The organism is Streptomyces sp. TN58, assembly GCF_001941845.1.
In the GTDB taxonomy this organism is placed as follows: domain Bacteria; phylum Actinomycetota; class Actinomycetes; order Streptomycetales; family Streptomycetaceae; genus Streptomyces.
On the sequence record NZ_CP018870.1, the window covers coordinates 5,438,248 to 5,457,604 of the forward strand.

The 19,357-nt window shown below is 72.4% G+C and carries 14 protein-coding genes; 12 read left to right on the forward strand and 2 right to left on the reverse strand.

Translation table 11 applies throughout. The features are described 5' to 3' along the window. Positions 1–319: 319 nt before the first annotated feature. From BSL84_RS24840 to BSL84_RS24855, 4 genes are all read left to right on the forward strand, one after another. Complete coding sequence (locus tag BSL84_RS24840) at positions 320–2,209, forward strand: IucA/IucC family protein (RefSeq protein ID WP_420718802.1); 1,890 nt, start codon at positions 320–322, stop codon at positions 2,207–2,209. Positions 2,210–2,242: 33 nt separating this feature from the next. Further along, positions 2,243–2,953 (forward strand): GNAT family N-acetyltransferase, encoded by a 711-nt coding sequence (locus BSL84_RS24845; RefSeq protein ID WP_030027005.1) that lies wholly within the window; start codon positions 2,243–2,245, stop codon positions 2,951–2,953. A gap of 98 nt (positions 2,954–3,051) precedes the next feature. Continuing rightward, the gene (locus tag BSL84_RS24850) at positions 3,052–4,944 is read left to right on the forward strand and encodes an IucA/IucC family protein (protein ID WP_075971142.1); all 1,893 of its coding nucleotides are present in this window, start codon (positions 3,052–3,054) and stop codon (positions 4,942–4,944) included. A 54-nt stretch (positions 4,945–4,998) separates the two neighbouring features. Next, complete coding sequence (locus BSL84_RS24855) at positions 4,999–6,969, forward strand: ATP-dependent DNA helicase (protein WP_030027003.1); 1,971 nt, start codon at positions 4,999–5,001, stop codon at positions 6,967–6,969. A 92-nt stretch (positions 6,970–7,061) separates the two neighbouring features. Here BSL84_RS24855 and lexA read toward each other — a convergent pair whose 3' ends face one another. Beyond that, positions 7,062–7,856: a transcriptional repressor LexA gene (lexA, locus tag BSL84_RS24860; protein WP_030027001.1), complete on the reverse strand. Its 795-nt coding sequence runs from the start codon at positions 7,854–7,856 to the stop codon at positions 7,062–7,064. 473 nt (positions 7,857–8,329) lie between these two features. Here lexA and nrdR point away from each other — a divergent pair, with 473 nt between their 5' ends. The 8 genes from nrdR to BSL84_RS24900 all read left to right on the forward strand — a co-directional run bounded on the left by nrdR (position 8,330) and on the right by BSL84_RS24900 (position 18,358). Beyond that, positions 8,330–8,839: a transcriptional regulator NrdR gene (gene nrdR / locus BSL84_RS24865; protein ID WP_030027000.1), complete on the forward strand. Its 510-nt coding sequence runs from the start codon at positions 8,330–8,332 to the stop codon at positions 8,837–8,839. A 145-nt stretch (positions 8,840–8,984) separates the two neighbouring features. Beyond that, positions 8,985–11,876 carry a vitamin B12-dependent ribonucleotide reductase gene (locus tag BSL84_RS24870; RefSeq protein WP_045322138.1) on the forward strand — a complete coding sequence of 964 codons (2,892 nt, stop codon included), beginning with the start codon at positions 8,985–8,987 and terminating at the stop codon, positions 11,874–11,876. Positions 11,877–12,070: 194 nt separating this feature from the next. Next, the gene (locus BSL84_RS24875; RefSeq protein ID WP_030026998.1) at positions 12,071–12,676 is read left to right on the forward strand and encodes a YdbC family protein; all 606 of its coding nucleotides are present in this window, start codon (positions 12,071–12,073) and stop codon (positions 12,674–12,676) included. A gap of 72 nt (positions 12,677–12,748) precedes the next feature. Next, complete coding sequence (locus BSL84_RS24880; RefSeq protein WP_030026997.1) at positions 12,749–13,408, forward strand: histidine phosphatase family protein; 660 nt, start codon at positions 12,749–12,751, stop codon at positions 13,406–13,408. A gap of 11 nt (positions 13,409–13,419) precedes the next feature. After that, a complete protein-coding gene (locus BSL84_RS24885; RefSeq protein ID WP_030026996.1) occupies positions 13,420–14,334 on the forward strand; it encodes an ADP-ribosylglycohydrolase family protein in 915 nt (304 codons plus the stop codon). Positions 14,335–14,497: 163 nt separating this feature from the next. After that, positions 14,498–16,243, forward strand: a complete 1,746-nt coding sequence (locus BSL84_RS24890) for a DUF4173 domain-containing protein (RefSeq protein WP_075971143.1) — start codon at positions 14,498–14,500, stop codon at positions 16,241–16,243. A gap of 706 nt (positions 16,244–16,949) precedes the next feature. Beyond that, positions 16,950–17,660: a ribonuclease HII gene (locus BSL84_RS24895; protein WP_030030962.1), complete on the forward strand. Its 711-nt coding sequence runs from the start codon at positions 16,950–16,952 to the stop codon at positions 17,658–17,660. 8 nt (positions 17,661–17,668) lie between these two features. Then, complete coding sequence (locus BSL84_RS24900) at positions 17,669–18,358, forward strand: hypothetical protein (RefSeq protein WP_045322125.1); 690 nt, start codon at positions 17,669–17,671, stop codon at positions 18,356–18,358. Between the two features lie 259 nt (positions 18,359–18,617). Here the strand turns inward: BSL84_RS24900 and BSL84_RS24905 are convergent, their stop codons facing one another. After that, the gene (locus tag BSL84_RS24905; protein ID WP_030031094.1) at positions 18,618–19,247 is read right to left on the reverse strand and encodes a hypothetical protein; all 630 of its coding nucleotides are present in this window, start codon (positions 19,245–19,247) and stop codon (positions 18,618–18,620) included. Between the last annotated feature and the right edge of the window lie 110 nt (positions 19,248–19,357).

The window sequence follows — 19,357 nt, forward strand, 5'->3', positions numbered from 1 at the left end:
CGACCCGGTCCGTTCGGCGCCCCCGCGTCCCGAGCCCGCAGCCGCAGCCGCAGCCTCAGCCGCGGCCCCGGGCCGGCCGGCGCCGGTGCCGCCCGCCGACCCCGCAGGGGACGCCGCCCGGGCGCAGCCACCCACCGCGCCGGCCGCGGCCGACGACGCACCTGCACCGTCCGCCGACGAGCCCCGCAGCCCAGACCCCCTCCGGGCCACCGACCCGGCGCCCGGTCCGTCCGAGGCGCGGACGCCCCCAGGTGAACCGGCCGCCGGGCCCGGCTCCGCCGCCGGCACCCCCACCGGCGGGATCACGGCGGAGCAGTCCCTGAGCCCGGAATCCACCCCCCGAGTGCCGTTCCCACAGCCCGCCGCCGCAGCCGACACCGGGGCCACCGCCACCGTGCCGCGGCAGAAAGCCGGCACTCCCAGAGCCCGCACCGGTTGGCCGGGCTTCATCCGACCGGAGCCGACCGCCGGACCCGACCCCCTGGACCACCCGGACCCGGCTCTCGCCGCCGAGGCCGCGGCGGTGGAGAACATCCTCCGGTGCTGGGTCCGCGAATCCGGACTCCACCGCCCCGACGGCCCCGCCGCGAGCCCGCTGCGCATCCCCCTTCCCTCATCCGGCACCGCCGTGCTGGTCGGCGTCCGCCACTGGTCGCACACGGGCTGGCACCGCTTCGGTCCCGCCCGCCTCGAAGGCACCGCGCCCACCGCGCCGTGCCTGGACGCCGTGACCCTCGCCGCGCTCATCGCCCGTGAGGGCGCGGGCGGCGGACGCGGTGGATCCGACCTCGTCGGCCGGGTCGCCGACTCGGTGCGCCGGACCGCCGAGTTCATCGCCGACCGGCGCGTGCGCCCCACCGCCCCGGCCCCCGCCTGCGCGGACCGCTTCCTCACCGCCGAACAGTCACTCCTCCTGGGCCACCCCCTCCAGCCGGACCCGAAGAGCCGCGAAGGACTCTCCGAGACCGAAGCCCGTCACTACTCGCCCGAACTCCACGGTTCCTTCCCCCTGCACTGGTTCGCCGTCGCTCCCTCCGCACTGGCCACCGACTCCGCCTGGACCGAGCGCGGCCGTCCGGTGTCCGCGCCGCGACTCCTCGGCCGACTCGCCCCCGGACTTCCACTGCCCGACGGCACCACCCCCCTTCCCCTGCACCCCTGGCAGGCCCGCGAACTCCTCCAGCGCCCCTCCGTCGCCGCCCTCCGCGCCGCGGGACTCCTGCACGACCTGGGCCCGCACGGCGAGGCCTGGTACCCGACCTCCTCCGTCCGAACCGTCCACCGGCCAGGCGCCCCCGCGATGCTGAAGCTCTCCCTGGGCGTACGCATCACCAACTCCCGCCGCGAGAACCTCCGCAAGGAACTCCACCGGGGCGTCGAAGTGCACCGGCTGCTCCGCACGGGCCTCGCCCAGCAGTGGCGCGCGGCCCACCCCGGCTTCGACATCGTCCGCGACCCGGCATGGGTGGCCGTGGACGCCCCCGACGGCACCCCCGTCCCCGGCCTCGACGCCCTGCTCCGCCACAACCCCTTCCGCTCGGGCGACGACGCCGTCTGCATCGCCGCGCTCACCTCTCCCCGCCCATGGCCCGGCCGGACCACCATGACCTCCCGGCTCACCGAGATCGTCACCGGTCTCGCCTCCGCCACCGGCCACACCAGCACAGCCGTCGCCGCCGAGTGGTTCCTGCGCTACCTCGACCACGTGGTCCTGCCGGTCCTCGCCTTCGACGCCCTCGCCGGTATCGCCCTCGAAGCGCACCAGCAGAACACGCTGGTCCTCCTCGACCCCGCCGGCTGGCCGACGGGCGGCCGCTACCGCGACAACCAGGGCTACTACTTCCGCGAATCCCGCCGCGCGGAGCTGGAACGACGGCTTCCCGGCATCGGCGGCCGCAGCGACACCTTCGTCTCCGACTCCGTCACCGACGAACGCTTCGCCTACTACCTCGGCATCAACAACGTGTTCGGCCTCATCGGAGCCTTCGGCTCCCAGCGCCTCGCCGACGAACGCGTCCTCCTCGCCGCATTCCGCCGCTTCCTCGCCAAGGCCGCGGGCCTCGGCCCGCTCCCCACGCGGCTGCTCGACTCGCCCACCCTGCGCTGCAAGGCGAACCTGCTCACCCGCCTGGGCGGTCTCGACGAGCTGGTCGGCCCCGTCGACACCCAGTCCGTCTACGTCACCATCACCAACCCCCTTCACGATTGACGCGTCGGAGCCCGACGCGGAGGAGAGCCCCCGATGAGCCTCACGGACACCGCCGCCGATCTCGCAGGACCCGGTCTCGACGCCCATGACGCGGTCGACGCCCTTCTCGCGGCCCGCCGGCACTCCGACGTACAGCGCCTCAACGCAGACCTGCTGCCCCTGCTCGCCGAGGCGGACCTGCTCGACTCACCGGCCACCTGGGGCAGCGTCACCACCCGGGCCGGAGCCTTCCGCCTCGAACCCGTACGCCCGGGCCGGGACCTGGATCTCCTCACCGCGTGGATGAACGATCCCGAAGTGGACGCCTACTGGGAGCTCGCCGGCCCCGCCGCGGTCACCGCCGCGCACCTGCGGTCGCAGATCGACGGCGACGGCCGGAGCATCCCCTGCCTCGGCCTCCTCGACGGCACGCCGATGAGCTACTGGGAGATCTACCGGGCCGACCTCGACCCGCTCTCCCGGCACTACCCGGCGCGCCCCCACGACACGGGTATCCACCTGCTCATCGGAGACGGCGCGAACCGGGGCCGCGGGCTGGGCACGGCCCTGCTCCGTGCCGTCGCCGACCTGGTACTCGGCAACCGCCCCCGCTGCACACGCGTCGTCGCGGAACCGGACATCCGCAACACCCCCTCCGTATCGGCCTTCCTCAGCTCGGGCTTCCGCTGCCAGGCGGAAATCGACCTTCCCGAGAAGCGCGCCGCCCTGATGGTCCGGGAGCGGGTGCTGCGCAATCTCCTCTGATCGCCGCACCGCACGCCCCGACCGCCGTCGCCGCTCCGCACCTCTCCCTTCGAAAACTCTGCGTCGCGCAGCAAAGTTCCCGATCTTCGAGGAGTCTCGTGCCGAACTTGTCCGCAGCCCCCGAGCCGACGCAGCCGGTCCCGTCGCCGTCGCCCCGGCAACACCGCACGCCGCCCGAACTCACCCTTGCGACCTGGTGCTCAGCCGCCCGCAGGCTCCTCGCCAAGATGCTCGGCGAATTCGCCTACGAGGAGATCATCCGCCCGGCTCCCGCCCCTGACCCGGTTCCCGCCGACGTCGGCGCCCTCTCCCCGGCCGCCGCCGGCGACGCATGGACCCTGACCCTCGACGACGGCAGCAGCCTCGGCTTCCGCGCCCACCGCCGCGCGTACGGCAGCTGGCACGTCGCACCGGACAGCGTCACCCTCACCCCGCCGCCACCCGCACCGGCCGCCCCGACCCCCTTCGGCGACCCGTACGACTTCCTCGTCCGCGCCCGCGCCCTCCTCGGCCTCGACGGAGCCACCCTCGGCCATCTCGTCCGCGAGCTCAGCGCCACCCTGGCCGCCGACGCCCGGCTCGACCACACCGCCCGCACCGCCGACGTCCTCGCCGACCTCGACTACGCCGCCCTCGAAGGCCACCAGACCGGGCACCCCTGGCTCGTCCTCAACAAGGGCCGCATCGGACTGTCCTCCTCCGACACCGCGGCGTGGGCCCCCGAGGCCCGCAACCGCCAGCGCCTGCCCTGGCTCGCCGCCCACACCTCGCTCGCCGCCTACCGCGGCACCGCCGGCCTGGAGGACCCCGCCCGCCTCTACCGCGCCGAGCTCGACCCGGCCACCCGCGACGCCTTCGACCAGGCCCTCCGCGACCGCGGTCTCGACCCGCTGCGCTATCTCTACTTCCCCGTGCACCCCTGGCAGTGGGACGAGGTCGTCGTCCCCCTCTTCGCGCCGGCGCTCGCCTCCGGCGAACTCGTCCCGCTGCCCGCCGATCCGGATGTCCGCCTGCCCCAGCAGTCGATCCGTACCTTCCTCAACCTCAGCCGGCCCGACCGGCACAGCGTCAAGCTCCCCCTGTCCGTCTTCAACACCATGGTCTGGCGCGGCCTGCCCTCCGACCTCGCCCTCGCGGCGCCCGCCGTCACCGCCTGGATCCACTCCCTGCGCGACGCCGACCCCTTCCTGCGCGACGAGTGCCGGGTCATCCTGCTCGGCGAGGTCGCCTCCGTCACCGTCCGCCATCCCGTCTACGACCGCCTCCCCGAGGTCCCCTACCAGTACAAGGAACTCCTCGGCGCGATCTGGCGCGAGCCCCTCACCGGCCTCCTCGCCCCCGGAGAGCGCGCCCGCACGCTCGCCTCACTGCTCCACACCGACCCCCGCGGCCGGTCCTTCACCGCCGAGCTGGTCGCCCGCTCCGGTCTGCCGCCCACCGTCTGGCTGCGGCGGCTCTTCGCCGCAACCCTGCCCCCGCTGCTCCACTTCCTCTACCGCTACGGCACCGTCTTCTCCCCGCACGGCGAGAACGCCGTCGTGATCTTCGACGAGCACGACGTCCCGGTCCGGCTCGCGGTCAAGGACTTCGTGGACGACGTCAACATCAGCGACGAGCCGCTGCCCGAGCTGGCCTCCGTACCCGCCGAGGTCCGGGCCGTCCTCCTCTCCCAGCCCGCCGACTTCCTGCCGCAGTTCATCCATTCCGGGCTCTTCATCGGAGTCTTCCGCTACCTGTCGGCTCTCTGCGAGGACCGCCTCGGCGTCCCGGAGGGCGATTTCTGGTCGCTCGTACGGGCCGAGATCATGCGCCACCAGGCCCGCTTCCCGGAGCTGAAGGACCGCTACGAGCTCTTCGACCTCCTCGGCGAGCGCATCACCCGGCTGTGCCTCAACAGGAACCGGCTGTACGAGGACGGCTACCGCGACCGCCCCGACCGCCCCCACGCCGTGCGGTACGGCACCGTGCCCAACCCCCTCCACCGGCCATGAATCCCCGTCGGAGTGCGCCCGCTGTCGGCGGGGCCCCGTAGGGTTGGCAGTGCTATGACGAAGCCCTCCCTCCCCGACCTGCTGCACGCCGCCGTCTCCGCCGTCGGCGGCACGGAGCGCCCCGGCCAGGTGGCCATGGCCGAAGCCGTCGCCGAAGCGATCGACGAGAACGCCCACCGGCTCATCCAGGCGGGTACCGGCACCGGCAAGTCCCTCGGCTACCTGGTGCCGGCCCTCGCCCACGGCGAGCGTGTGGTCGTGGCCACCGCGACCCTCGCCCTCCAGCGGCAGCTCGTCGAGCGTGACCTGCCCCGGACGGTGGACGCACTGCATCCGCAGCTGCGCCGCCGGCCGCAGTTCGCCATGCTCAAGGGCCGCTCGAACTACCTGTGCCTGCACCGCCTGCACGAGGGCGCTCCGCAGGACGAGGAAGAGGGCCTGTTCGACCAGTTCGAGGCGGCGACCCCCACGAGCAAGCTCGGCAAGGACCTGCTGCGCCTGCGCGACTGGGCCGACGAGACGGAGACCGGCGACCGCGACGACCTGACACCGGGCGTGTCGGACAAGGCGTGGTCGCAGATCTCCGTCTCCTCCCGTGAGTGCCTGGGCGCGACCAAGTGCGCGTACGGGGCCGAGTGCTTCGCCGAGGCCGCACGTGAGCGGGCCAAGCTCGCGGACGTCGTCGTCACCAACCACGCACTGCTGGCCATCGACGCCATCGAGGGCGCGCCGGTGCTGCCGCAGCATGAGGTGCTGATCGTCGACGAGGCCCACGAGCTGGTCTCCCGGGTGACCGGCGTCGCCACCGGCGAACTCACGCCCGGCCAGGTCAACCGTGCCGTGAAGCGCGCCGCCAAGCTGGTCGACGAAAAGACCGCCGACGCGCTCCAGACCGCCTCCGAGTCCTTCGAGCGCGTGATGGAGCTGGCCCTCCCGGGCCGCCTGGAGCAGATTCCCGAAGACCTCGGCTACGCCCTGATGTCCCTGCGGGACGCCGCGCGCAACGTGATCTCCGCGATCGGCGCCACCCGCGACAAGTCCGTCCACGACGAGGACGCGGTCCGCAAGCAGGCCCTGGCGGCGGTGGAGAGCATCCACACGGTGGCGGAGCGGATCACGAACGGCTCCGAGTACGACGTCGTCTGGTACGAGCGCCACGACCGCTTCGGCGCCACCCTCCGGGTCGCCCCGCTGTCGGTGTCCGGGCTGCTGCGCGAGAAGCTCTTCGAGGACCGTTCAGTGGTCCTGACCTCGGCCACCTTGAAGATCGGCGGCGACTTCAACGGCGTCGCCGCGTCTTTGGGCCTGTCCCCGGAAGGCGTCGAAGGCGACGACGTGCCCGTGTGGAAGGGGCTGGACGTCGGCTCTCCCTTCGACTACCCGAAGCAGGGCATCCTCTACGTCGCCAAGCACCTGGCGACGCCGGGCCGGGAGGGCACCCGCGGCGACATGATGGACGAGCTCGCCGAGCTGATCGAGGCGGCGGGCGGCCGCACCCTCGGGCTGTTCTCCTCCATGCGCGGCGCCAAGGCGGCCGCCGAGGAACTGCGCGGCCGGCTCGACAACCCGATCCTCCTCCAGGGCGAGGAAACGCTCGGCGAACTGATCAAGACCTTCGCCGCCGACCCGAAGACCTGCCTGTTCGGAACGCTGTCGCTGTGGCAGGGCGTGGACGTGCCCGGCCCCAGCTGCCAGCTTGTGATCATGGATCGGATCCCCTTCCCGCGCCCCGACGACCCGCTGATGAGCGCCCGGCAGAAGTCGGTGGAGGAGCACGGCGGAAACGGCTTCATGGCCGTCGCCGCCACGCACGCCGCCCTGCTGATGGCGCAGGGCGCGGGCCGGCTCGTACGGGCCACGGGGGACCGGGGCGTCGTCGCGGTCCTGGATCCCCGCCTGGCCACGGCCCGCTACGGGAGCTTCCTGCGGGCCACGCTGCCGGACTTCTGGTACACCACGGACCGCAACCAGGTCCGCCGCTCGCTCGCCGCGATCGACGCCACCGCCCGGGCCGACGGCGCGTAGTGCCCGGGGCACGACGGGGGCACGCGGGGAGAACGGAACAACCCCCGGGACCGGCGCAGTGGGTCCCGGGGGTTGGCTAGGGAGCGGCGGGGTCAGACGCGGCGCAGGACGGCGACGACCTTGCCGAGGATGGTCGCCTCGTCGCCGGGGATCGGCTGGTAGGCGGCGTTGTGCGGGAGGAGCCAGACATGGCCGTCCTCGCGCTTGAAGCGCTTGACGGTCGCTTCGCCGTCCAGCATCGCGGCGACGATGTCGCCGTTCTCGGCGACCGGCTGGCGGCGGACGGTGACCCAGTCGCCGTCGCAGATGGCGGCCTCGATCATCGAGTCGCCGACGACCTTGAGGACGAAGAGCTCACCGTCGCCGACGAGCTGGCGGGGGAGTGGGAACACGTCCTCGACCGACTCCTCGGCGAGGATCGGCCCGCCGGCCGCGATCCGGCCGACCAGCGGAACGTAGGAGGCGGCGGGCTTGCCGGTGGTGTCCGTGGGCTGCGAGCTGGGCTGGTCCGAGCCGCGCACCTCGTAGGCCCTGGGGCGGTGCGGGTCGCGGCGCAGGAAGCCCTTGCGCTCCAGGGCCATCAGCTGGTGCGCCACCGACGACGTGCTGGACAGGCCGACGGCCTGGCCGATCTCCCGCATCGACGGCGGGTAACCCCGGCGCTGCACGGAGTCGCGGATGACCTCGATGACCCTCCGCTGCCGGTCCGTGAGCCCGGAGCTGTCGGCGCGGATGCCTGGAGGTCGACCTGGCAGCGAGCGGGCGGGGCGCACTGCGGCCTCCGCGTCCGGGTTCAGGTTTGCGTCGTTCATGGCATGCACCGGCTCAAGTCGGCTCTGGGAGCGGTTCTGGGCAGTGATGGCGGCACTGTCTGCGGTGGTGGTCACGTCGGTCGGCCCCTCTCGAAATGTTCTCCCTAGCTGGACAACGGTAGTTGCTTTCGAAAGGTTGCGCCAAACACACGTTCGAGTGAAAAATCGCAGATCGCCCTGCGTGGGCAAATCGGGGGGTGTATGGGCGATCGGTTCCACGAACGCGGGTTCGGTCCGCCTCCCGCTGCTTACGGTACTCTTCCCGGTCGGATCGCCGCCGTCCGGCCCATCGCCCAGTGTGGCATCGGCGGGCCCCGTATCCGGCTATCGGACGCCGCGACACGCAGAGGCATCCAAATCCACCACAACCCAAGATCTAGTGGTTGGATGGGCGCGGCCACCCAGAAGTTGTGGTCCCCGGGTCCGCTGAGACTCCTGGGATCGCATATGCTTGTGGCTGCTCCGCGAGCCCCCGACAGAGTCCGTCTCCGTCGTCCGGTCGCTCTGCGGGGTGATTCAGTCGTGCCGAGAAGGAGGGTGAGGGAACCATGCACTGCCCCTTCTGCAGGCACCCCGACAGCCGCGTCGTCGACAGCCGCACCACGGACGACGGCACGTCGATCCGCCGGCGCCGTCAGTGTCCCGACTGCTCCCGCCGTTTCACGACGGTGGAGACGGCCTCGCTGATGGTGATCAAGCGCAGCGGGGTGACCGAGCCCTTCAGCCGTACCAAGGTCATCTCCGGCGTGCGCAAGGCGTGCCAGGGGCGGCCGGTCACCGAGGACGCCCTCGCCAAGCTCGGCCAGCGGGTCGAGGAGGCGGTGCGCGCCACCGGGAGTGCCGAGCTGACCACCCACGACGTGGGTCTGGCCATACTCGGCCCGTTGCAGGAACTCGACCTGGTCGCGTACCTGCGCTTCGCGTCCGTTTACAAAGCGTTCGACACCCTCGAAGACTTCGAGACCGCCATCGCGGAACTGCGCGTGCCGCGGCCTCATCCCGAGTGCGGGCACGGCGGGACCGGTTCGGTCCCCGTGCCCGCCTCCGCCGCCGACTGACCGGGCTGCCCGCGGCGTGGTGCCCGTGCACCGGGTCGCGGCCGGTCGGCCGTGCGAAGAGACGTAGATACAGAGACACAGCATTGTGCCGCGGAATATCGCTGGCACTTTAGGGCGTTTTTGCCCGCATATGGGAGGCAGCGGCATGACAGAGACGGCGAGCAGCTCGGCACGTGGTTCCCGCGCCAAGGGGACCAAGGCTGCCAAGGGCGGCCTGCGTATCGAGCGCATCCACACCACCCCCGGCGTGCACCCCTACGACGAGGTGAACTGGGAGCTCCGCGACGTCGTCATGACCAACTGGCGCGACGGCTCGGTCAACTTCGAGCAGCGCGGCGTCGAGTTCCCCGACTTCTGGTCGGTGAACGCGGTCAACATCGTCACCAGCAAGTACTTCCGCGGCGCGGTCGGCACCCCGCAGCGCGAGACCGGTCTGAAGCAGCTCATCGACCGGATCGTGAAGACGTACACGAAGGCCGGCGAGGACCACGGCTACTTCTCGTCGCCCGCCGACGCGGAGATCTTCGAGCACGAGCTGACCTACGCCCTCCTGCACCAGATCTTCAGCTTCAACTCCCCGGTGTGGTTCAACGTCGGCACGCCCCAGCCCCAGCAGGTCTCCGCCTGCTTCATCCTGTCCGTCGACGACTCCATGGAGTCGATCCTCGACTGGTACAAGGAAGAGGGCATGATCTTCAAGGGCGGCTCCGGCGCCGGCCTGAACCTCTCCCGCATCCGCTCCTCCAAGGAGCTCCTCTCCTCCGGCGGCAACGCCTCCGGGCCGGTCTCCTTCATGCGCGGCGCCGACGCGTCCGCGGGAACGATCAAGTCGGGCGGCGCCACCCGCCGCGCGGCCAAGATGGTCGTCCTGGACGTGGACCACCCGGACGTCGAGGCCTTCATCGAGACCAAGGTGAAGGAGGAGGAGAAGATCCGCGCCCTGCGCGACGCGGGCTTCGACATGGACCTCGGCGGCGACGACATCACGTCCGTCCAGTACCAGAACGCCAACAACTCCGTCCGTGTGAACGACGAGTTCATGACGGCCGTCGAGAACGGCACCGAGTTCGGCCTGCGGGCCCGCATGACCGGCGAGGTCATCGAGAAGGTCGACGCCAAGGCCCTCTTCCGCAAGCTGGCCGAGGCCGCGTGGGCCTGCGCCGACCCGGGCATCCAGTACGACGGTGTGATCAACAACTGGCACACCTGCCCCGAGTCCGGCCGCATCACCGCGTCCAACCCGTGCAGCGAGTACATGCACCTGGACAACACGTCCTGCAACCTCGCCTCGCTGAACCTGATGAAGTTCCTGAACGACGACGGCAAGGGCGACCAGTCCTTCGACGCCGAGCGCTTCGCCAAGGTCGTCGAGCTCGTCATCACCGCGATGGACATCTCCATCTGCTTCGCCGACTTCCCGACGCAGAAGATCGGCGAGAACACCCGCGCCTTCCGCCAGCTGGGCATCGGCTACGCCAACCTCGGCGCCCTGCTCATGGCCACCGGCCACGCGTACGACTCGGACGGCGGCCGCACCCTCGCCGCCTCGATCACCTCCCTCATGACCGGCACCGCGTACAGGCGCTCCGCCGAGCTGGCCGCCATCGTCGGCCCGTACGACGGCTACGCCCGCAACGCCGAGGCGCACAAGCGCGTCATGAAGCAGCACGCCGACGCCAACGCCCTCGCGCCGCGCACCGACGACCTCGACAACTCGATCTGGGCCGCTGCCACCGAGGCCTGGCAGGACGTCCTGCGCCTCGGCGAGAAGAACGGCTTCCGCAACTCCCAGGCCTCCGTCCTCGCACCGACCGGCACCATCGGTCTCGCGATGTCCTGCGACACCACCGGTGTCGAGCCGGACCTGGCCCTGGTCAAGTTCAAGAAGCTCGTCGGCGGCGGCTCGATGCAGATCGTCAACGGCACCGTCCCGCAGGCCCTGCGCCGCCTGGGCTACCAGGAGGAGCAGGTCGAGGCGATCGTCGCGCACATCGCCGAGCACGGCGTGGTCGTCGACGCCCCGGGCCTGAAGACCGAGCACTACGAGGTCTTCGACTGCGCCATGGGCGAGCGCTCCATCTCCGCGATGGGCCACGTCCGGATGATGGCGGCGATCCAGCCCTGGATCTCGGGCGCGATCTCGAAGACGGTCAACATGCCGGAGTCGGCGACCGTCGAGGAGATCGAGGAGATCTACTTCGAGGCGTGGAAGCTCGGCGTCAAGGCGCTCGCGATCTACCGCGACAACTGCAAGGTCGGCCAGCCCCTCTCCGCCAAGAAGAAGGAAGAGGAGAAGGAGGAGGTCACCGCCAAGACGGAGGAGACCATCCGCGCCGCCGTCGAGAAGGTCATCGAGTACCGCCCCGTCCGCAAGCGCCTCCCCAAGGGCCGCCCGGGCATCACCACCTCCTTCACGGTGGGCGGCGCCGAGGGCTACATGACGGCGAACTCCTACCCGGACGACGGCCTGGGCGAGGTCTTCCTGAAGATGTCCAAGCAGGGCTCGACCCTCGCGGGCATGATGGACGCCTTCTCGATCGCCGTGTCGGTCGGCCTCCAGTACGGCGTGCCGCTGGAGACCTACGTCTCGAAGTTCACGAACATGCGCTTCGAGCCGGCCGGTATGACGGACGACCCGGACGTGCGGATGGCGCAGTCGATCGTCGACTACATCTTCCGTCGCCTGGCGCTGGACTTCCTGCCCTTCGAGACCCGCTCGGCCCTCGGCATCCACACCGCCGAGGAGCGTCAGCGCCACCTGGAGACCGGCTCCTACGAGCCGCTCGACGAGGAGCTGGACACCGAGACGCTGGCCCAGTCCGCCCCGCTCGCCGCGGTGCCCTCGGCCCCGAAGCAGGCCCCGGCCGCCGTCCCGGCCCCGGAGCGGAAGACGGCCCACAGCAGCGCCGAACTGGTCGAGATGCAGCTCGGTGTCTCCGCGGACGCCCCGCTCTGCTTCTCCTGCGGCACGAAGATGCAGCGCGCCGGCTCCTGCTACATCTGCGAGGGCTGCGGCTCCACCAGCGGCTGCAGCTGACACCGGGCGGAGTGATCCGCGCGGGGGCTCCGACCCGCTGTTGACGAAGGGGACCGGCTACGGCCGGTCCCCTTCCGCATGTCGGCCGACCTGGAGTTCGGTCTTCGGCCGCCTGGTCGGGCCGGGGAAGAACTGGTGGGGATGTACCCCGCCGGGGACTGACCGGGGCCGCGCCCGGCCCGTACGATGGCGCAGTGCTGGTCAAGTGGATTCGCTGCACGGTGACGGACCGACGCGGGTTCGAGCGGGGGCAGCGAAAATGGGCGGGGCTGCCGGGCGAGCCGGGATTCCGGGGGCAGGGCGGCGGCTGGAGCAGAGGCCGGCAGGGGGTCGCGCATGTCTTCGCGTTCTGGGAGAGCCGGTCCTTCTACGACTCCTTCATGGCGCGCTCCCACGACAGACTGGCCGCCGCGCAGCACGGCACCTACACCGATCCGCGGGTCACCCTCTTCGACCACCGCTTCGACGTGAAGACCGGTTTCGAGCCGCGCTTCACCGATGCCGACGTGGTCCGCGTCGCGCACACCCGGGTCCGGGAGGGCCGCGTCGACCACTTCGCCCTGATGCAGGAGAAGGTGTGGAACCCGGCGATGGCGGGCTCGCCCGGGATGATCCGGGGCCTCTTCGGCGAGGCCCCGGGCCGGGAGTTCCTGGTGCTCTCCATGTGGCAGGCCGCCGCCGAGCACGGCAAGTACCGGCAGGAGCGGGTCGAGCGGCTGTCCCTGCGCGCCCAGATCCAGGCTGACGTGGAAGCCCTCACCGGCGACGTGGTCGACCTCGAACCGTCCTGGACGGTGTGACCGTATGACGAGCGCCAGGCCGACCGGCGTGCCCGGTCGGCCGGCCCGGCGATGGCCGAATAGGGTCGTGGGATGGTTCGACCACGGCGCATCGTCCTTGTCCGACACGGGGAATCGGAGGGAAACGCCGACGACTCGGTGTACGAGAGGGAACCCGACCACGCCCTGAGGCTGACCCGGAACGGCCGCGAGCAGGCCGCGGCGGCCGGCGTCCGGCTGCGCGAGATCTTCGGCGACGAGACCATCAGCGCGTACGTCTCCCCGTACCGCCGGACCCTCCAGACCTTCCGGGAGCTACGGCTCGACCCCACCCGGGTCCGGATGCGGGAGGAGCCGCGGCTGCGCGAGCAGGACTGGGGGAACTGGCAGGACCGGGCGGACGTGAAGCTCCAGAAGGCATACCGGGACGCCTACGGGCACTTCTTCTACCGCTTCGCCCAGGGCGAGTCGGGGGCTGACGTGTACGACCGGGTCGGGTCCTTCCTGGAGAGCCTGTACCGCAGCTTCGAAGCCCCGGACCATCCCCAGAACGTGCTGCTGGTGACGCACGGACTGACGATGCGGCTCTTCTGCATGCGCTGGTTCCACTGGTCCGTGGCCGAATTCGAGGCCCTGTCCAATCCCGGGAACGGCGATTTCCGGATGCTCCTGCTGGGCCCCGACGGCCGGTACCGGATGGACCGCCCGTTTGAGCGGTGGACCACACCGGAGCCTTATGACCTGGACGGCTAGAGTGACCCGCGATGACGCCTGACTCCACTCCCGAACGGCGCTACGCACGCGCCATGGCCAGCCTCCGCGGGCTGGCGCTGGGTGACGCCCTCGGCTCCCAGTACTTCGTCCCCGTGAACTACCCGCTGCTCAAGCGGCGCGAGGTGCCCTCCGGCACCGAGACGTGGCAGTGGACCGACGACACCGAGATGGCCTGCTCGGTGGTGTCCGTGCTCGCCGGGCACGGACGGATCGACCAGGACGCGCTCGCGCTGTCCTTCGCCCACCACCACGACTTCGACCGCGGCTACGGGCCCGCGGTCAACCGGATGCTGCGGCTGGTGCGGGAGGGCGGGGACTGGCGGACGCTGGCCGCCGAACTGTTCAACGGGCAGGGCTCCTGGGGCAACGGCGCCGCCATGCGGATCGCACCGCTGGGCGCCTGGTACGCCGACGACCCGGAGCAGGCCACGCACCAGGCGGAGATCTCCGCCTACACGACCCACCAGCACCGCGAGGCCGTCTGCGGGGCGATGGCGGTCGCGGCGGCGGCCGCGCTGGCCGCCGGTACGCAGGCCCCGCCGAAGGCGGCCGACCTGCTGGACGGGGTGATCGCGCTCGTCCCCCGCAGCGCGGTGGGCGCCGGGCTGCGGCGCGCTCGGGACATGCTGGACTACGGCGACGCGACCACCGTCGCGGCCGTGCTCGGCTGCGGACGGCGCACGAGTGCCCACGACACCGTGCCCTTCGCCCTGTGGTCGGCGGCGCGGGCCCTGGACGACTACGAGCGGGCGTTCTGGACCACCGCGCAGGTGGGCGGGGACGTCGACACGACCTGCGCGATCGTGGGCGGAGTGCTGGGTGCGCGCGGGGACGCCGTGCTGCCGGCCGAGTGGCTGGCGCGCACCGAGGATCTGCCGGCCTGGCTGCCGCAGACGGCGGCTTAGCCCGCCCCCGCGTTCCGCGCGGGGTGACGGTCTGCCCCCCGATTGTCACGGTCCTGCCACAGCCCTCTTTTGATCCTGTTCAAAACTGCATGGCTGCTGCCTACCCTGTCCCCATCGCCGCCCCACCGTGAACGCCGGGGCGGCCGAAAGGGGAGGGGACCCGATGTCAGAGAACAAGGGCGGGGCGGACGAAGCCCGGCCCGAGGCGGCGGCCGACGCACCTGCCTCGACCGGGGGTTCGCCCACGGAACCGACTCCGGCCCCGGCCGGCGGTCCGCCGGCCGACGCCGCGCAGTCCCAGCCGGGCGCACCCGCCGACGCGGCGGCGTGGCGGGCCCAGCAGCAGTGCCGGCACCAGCACCAGTGGCCCCAGCAGCAACAGCGCCCATGGGGCGCCCCGGGCGCGCACTCACCCGCGAAGCCCTCCTGGGCCACGCTGGTGCGCCCCGGCGAGGCCGCCCCCGTCCGGACCGCCGCCCTGGCCGCCGTCCTCGTCTCCGGCCTCGCCGCCGCGCTCCTCCTGGCCGACGGCATGGGCCCCGGTCTGCCGCTCGCGGTGGTGCCCGCCGCCACCGCCGCGTACATCGCCGCCCGCGCGGCCGGGCGCAGGGCCCGTCCCTGGACACTGGCCTGGGCGATCGGCTGCCTCGCGCTCCTCGTCATACCCGCGCTGCGCGACTCCGCGTGGCCGTCCACGCTCGCGATCCTGGCCGCCGTACTGCTCGGCGCGCTCGCCCTCCACGGCAGCCGCACCTGGCCCGGGGTCTTCCTCAGCCCCCTCGGCTTCGCCGACTCCACCGTGTCCGGCACCGCCTGGATGCTCAAGGGGCTGCGCTCACGCGGAGGGATCGGCAAGGAGCGCTGGCTGCCCGTCGCCAAGGCGGCCGCCGTGGCCGTTGCCCTGCTCCTGCTCTTCGGAGGGCTGTTCGCCTCCGCCGACGCGGCCTTCGCCGATCTCCTGGGCGGCCTGGTACCCGACGTGTCGGTGGAGGACGGGCCCGTCCGCTTCATGCTCTTCGTCCTCGGTGCGGTGATCGCGATCGCGGCGGCCCGCACCGCGGCCGCCCCGCTGCGCTGGGACCGGATCGAGGTGGCCCCGGGCAAGCCCCGCTCCCGGGTCGAGTGGGCCCTCCCGCTCGTCGTGCTCAACCTGCTCTTCGCCGGTTTCAACGCCGTCCAGCTGGCCGTCCTGTTCGGCGGCTACGACAAGGTCCTGCGGAGCACCGGCCTCGGCCACGCCGAGTACGCCCGACAGGGTTTCTGGCAGCTCCTCTGGGCCACCCTGCTCACCCTCGCCGTGATCGCGCTCGCGTTGCGCTGGGCCCCCCGCTCGGGGGCCGGCGACCGGCGCCTCGTCCGGATCGTCCTGGGAACACTGTGTGCGATGACGCTCGTCGTGGTCGCCTCCGCGCTGCGCCGCATGGACTTCTACGTGGACGAGTACGGGCTGACCCGGCTGCGCGTCTCGGTGGCCGCGATGGAGCTGTGGCTCGGGCTGGTCATCGTACTGATCATGGCGGCAGGGGTGTTCGGCGCGCGCTGGCTGCCCCGTGCGGTCGCGGGCAGCGCGGCGGCCGCGGTCCTCGCCTTCGGGCTGCTGTCCCCGGACGGAATGGTCGCCGAACGGAACGTGGCCCGATACGAGCAGGACGGGAAGCTGGACCTGGCCTACTTCCAGTCACTGTCGGCGGACGCCGTCCCCGCCCTGGACCGGCTGCCCGAGCCCCAGCGGTCCTGCGCACTGCGCGGGATCAACGACGAACTGGCCGAGGCCGGCGACGTCCCCTGGTACGCGATGAGCATGGGCGAGTACCGAGCCCGGGAGATCCTGCGCGAGCGCCCGGTGACGGCGTCGTACGAGGAATGCCGCAGCCTGGGCGCCTTCCGCGGCCGCGCGAACACCCCCTAGCGGGGCATCAGAGGGGGGAACCGGCAGGGCCGGGCGCGGGGGAGTCCTCCGCGCCCGGCCCCGCCCGCTGCGTGGAGGCGGGGTCACCGGGCGCAGGCGGCGTCCCGAACACGAACGGGCGATTCCCGGCGCGGCGTTGACGCAGGGCGGGTGCGGCCGGCCGGGACGCGCTCACGGTGGAGGGCGTCACCGCCGGCCTGCCGCGGATCGGTGAGATTCCCGACTCACGCCCGGCGCCGGCCCGATCCGCGGGGACCGCTGCCCGCGGTACGTGCGGACGGGGGAGGCCGGCTACGCGCCCGCCCGGCAGACCCTCTCATCGGACCTTCGCGAATGCGATCATGTGGCGGCGGGGCGGTCGCCGGCGGTCATCCGGTCCGGGCTACGGGACCCCGCCCGGCGTCTGACCAGGGAGCTTGATCGGCGGGAAACAGTGCGAGGGGACGTTCGACCGGACGCCGGTGGTCCGTTTGTCGCGGAGGTGATTCCGGCCATGCGGATGCGCCGCGTCAGGGTGTGCGGTAGTGAACGAAAGGATACGGAGATCACCGCGTCGGCCGACGAGGTGCCGGTGTCGCCGTCCACGGTGTGGGACGCGGAGGGCGGCCGCGAGCCGGGCACGGAGGTGCCCGCGGCCGATCACGGGCCCGTAGGACCCGGGCGGGGGTGTGCAGTGGGCTCGGGGCGGCGTACCCTTGCTGGCGCCATGCCGTACGAAGCACCCACCCACACCGTCGAGCGCTCCCTCCGTGCCACCACCGGCGCCAAGGTCATCGCCGGGGTCGACGAAGTCGGACGAGGGGCCTGGGCCGGTCCCGTCACCGTGTGCGCGGCGATCACGGGCCTGCGCCGGCCGCCCACCGGGCTCACCGACTCCAAACTGCTCACCCCCAAACGGCGCGACGCCCTGCTCGACGTCCTGGAGGACTGGGTCACCGCGTACGCGCTCGGGCACTCCAGCCCGGAGGAGATCGACGAGCTCGGGATGACGGCCGCCCTGCGGCTCGCGGCGGAGCGCGCCCTGTCGGCCCTGCCGGTGCGGCCCGACGCGGTGATACTCGACGGCAAGCACGACTATCTCGGCCCGCCCTGGCGGGTCCGTACGGTGATCAAGGGCGACCAGTCCTGCATCGCCGTCTCCGCGGCTTCGGTCATCGCCAAGGTCCGCCGCGACCGCATGATGGCCGAACTCGGCGGCCAGGGCGGTGGGATCGAGGACTTCGCCTTCGCCGCCAACGCCGGATACCCCTCGCCCGTGCACCGCGCGGCCCTGGAGGAGCGGGGGCCCACCCCCTACCACCGGCTCTCGTGGTCGTACCTCGACGCGCTGCCCAGATGGCGCCACCTCAAGAAGGTGCGCCGCAGCGACGAGTCGATGGAGCTGGAAAACGGAGGCCAACTCGGCTTCGAATTCTGATCGCACCCATGTGCCACCGGCCGGTACGTTTCGTACCGGTGTTTGATAGATGTCAACTCCCGCCTCTCACCCCCGCCATCGAGGAGCCTCAGATTCACGAGAGTGCCCAGGGTCCCCGCGTCACGCCGGCCGCGAGCCGCACCGCGCAGACCCCCCGCCCCGTACCTGGTCCGCGTCCCGCCGCCGTCCCGCGGCCCGGCCGCCCCGGTCCCGCCCGGCCCGCACCTCCCGCGCAGCGCGCGGCGCAGGCCACCCCCGGACCCGTTCCCGCAGCCCCTGCACCCACCGCACCGTCCGTCTCGGCGGCGGTGCCGCAGATCCAGCTGATCCCGGCCTCCGCCGAGGGTGCGCTGGACGCGGCCGAAGAGGCCGTGGACCTGCTGCTCGACACCGGGCGCGCGCCCGGCGACATCCTGGTGCTCACCACCGGCGACCCGCACCCGTGGGCCGCCCACGAGCTGTCCTTCGGCGAGGCCGCGTACTGGGCCCAGCACGACGCCGGGGACGACGTCTTCTACGCGGACGCGGCGCAGGTCCAGCGCGCCGCCGGCCGTCCTGTCGTGGTCTTCGCGGCCAACGGGGGTGCGGTCGACGCCCTCGCGGGCTCCCTGCCGGTCGCGCTCACCCGGGCGGGTGCGCTGCTGATCGTGTGCGGTGACCCGCAGCAGATCAACTCCGTGCTGGGTGCGGGCGTCTGACGCCCTGTGCGCCGACGCGGGCGAGGGGCGGGGCGGGCTGTGAGCCGGCCCCGCTGAAGCCCGACCCGCACCTGGATTCGGATCCGCACCTGGATTCGGACCCGTACCTGAGCCGGTTCACACCGGGACCCGGAGGGGGCCGAGCCGTGGCCCCGGCCGGCGCCGGCAGGATGCCCGCAGCCGAACCGCCGTGGGGCCCCGTCCCGGGCGTACGGCCGCGCGGCCGGCCCGCGAGCAGGCCGCGGGCGGGGTGGGGGCGTCAGCGCGCTGCGGTCCGGCGCAGGGCCTCGATCGAGCCCCCGCCGGTGTGCAGGGCGAGCGGAGCGAATTCGGCCACGGTGTCACCGAGCCGCTGGGGCCGGGAGTCCGAGTCCGGCCGCCGGCCGCCCCGGTCCTCACCCAGTACCTGCCAGCCGTCGCGGGTCAGTGTGATGTACGCGCCGCAGCGCAGTCCGTGCAGGGTGCAGGCATCCCGGAGGCCCCACATCCACGCGCCGTCCTCGGGGGTCCACCGCCCGTCACCCTCGCGGCAGTAGAGCAGCACCGCCGTCCGTACCGGGGTCCGCCGCCGCAGATCGTGCGGGAGGACCCGGCGCAGCCGGGACAGCAGGGCGTTGCGGTACTCCCAGCCGTCGGCGGACGCCGAGCGCTGCACGAAGGAGGCGCTGGCCACGAGCTGTTCCTCCGGGCCGAGGACCGCGATCACCGCGGTCGAGGGGACCGGGCCGTGCCGGGAGTGCAGGCCGCTGACCACCTCGCGCGGGTTGCTCAGCAGCGGAATCCCCGCCGAGGCCCACTCGGACGGTTCCAGCAGCCTGCCGTGCCGGCTCGCACCGCCGGCGGCCGTTGCCAGGGACGATGTCGAAGGCGGCGTGAATCCGAAGGTCACGTTCCTCCCTTCGGGTACACGCCCGCGGACGGGCACGGCTGGAGTCAGGGCGCGCCGCAGCACGGCCCAGGAGGGTGCCGGGGAGCCGAGCGGGAGCACTCCGATTCTCG